The organism is Aestuariivita sp., from assembly GCF_021404545.1.
Lineage (GTDB): Bacteria > Pseudomonadota > Alphaproteobacteria > Rhodobacterales > Rhodobacteraceae > Aestuariivita.
In genome coordinates this window covers 1-1,065 of sequence record NZ_JAAWWD010000109.1, presented here as the reverse complement: position 1 = coordinate 1,065, position 1,065 = coordinate 1, and the positions used below count along the sequence as shown (strand labels likewise).

At 61.9% G+C, this 1,065-nt stretch carries 1 protein-coding gene; it reads left to right on the top strand.

Annotated elements, in window-relative coordinates; translation table 11 throughout:
• Window positions 1-92: 92 nt before the first annotated feature.
• The gene (locus HEP69_RS23675; RefSeq protein WP_290560967.1) at window positions 93-1,007 is read left to right on the top strand and encodes a recombinase family protein; all 915 of its coding nucleotides are present in this window, start codon (window positions 93-95) and stop codon (window positions 1,005-1,007) included.
• Window positions 1,008-1,065: the final 58 nt, after the last annotated feature.

The following is a 1,065-nucleotide window of genomic DNA, read 5'->3' as shown; positions in this document are numbered from 1 at the left end:
CCCGCCCCCCCTTGCCCGTTTTCCCCCCGCCCTGCAGGTCAATGGCCCGAGTGGGGATTAGCCAGCGCGTTTGGCAGCTGTTGGTCCCCGATTTGGGTTGGATTCTGGCGCTTGCCTATTCTGATGCAGGCATTTCCGGCGTCTCGCTGATGCGGCCCGGCTATCAGCGCCTGCTCGAGGATGCGCGCAACGGCAAGGTTGATGTGGTCGTCTCAGAAGGCCTCGACCGGATCAGCCGGGATCAGGAACACATTGCCGCCTTCTACAAGCAGATGAAGTATCTTGGCATTCCGGTTGTGACGGTCGCGGAAGGAGAGATCAGCGAGATCCATATCGGCCTGAAGGGCACGATGTCGGCGTTGTTTATCAAAGACCTCGCCCAAAAGACCCACCGCGGTTTGGAAGGGCGCGCCCGCAAGGGCAAATCGGCGGGCGGGGTCAGCTACGGCTATAGCGTAACACGCGCCTTTAAAGCAGACGGCACGCCGGTGACAGGCGAGCGCGATATCATCCCCGAAGAAGCCGCAATCGTCGCACGGATCTTTCGGGAGTATGATGCCGGTCATTCGGCCCGTGCCATTGCGGCCAGGCTGAACGAGGAGGGCATTTCCAGTCCCAGAAGCAATAGGGGCTCTGGCACCTGGGGGCCATCGACGATTTCAGGGAACTGGAAGCGGGGCACCGGGATCCTGAACAACGAGCTTTATATCGGGCGGCTGATCTGGGACCGGCTCAACTATGCTAAGAACCCCGAGACACAAAGGCGGCAATCACGGCTGAACGACGTAGAGGGGCTGGTCAATGAGGCGGTCCCCCATTTGCAGATCGTCGACGATGCGCTGTGGCAGCGGGTCAAGGCGCGGCAGGCCGCCATCCGCGAGGATATGAACCCGGCCGGCGTCAAGGGCGGGAATACCCGGCCCGAGAATGCCCGTCGCCCGGGCTCCCTGTTTTCTGGTCTTCTGTTCTGCGGCGTGTTGTGGGGCCAGCTTCACACTCCTCCATAAACCCAGACGCGGACACCGAGGGGCCCCCCAACACTGGAGCAGACGAGACACACACCAC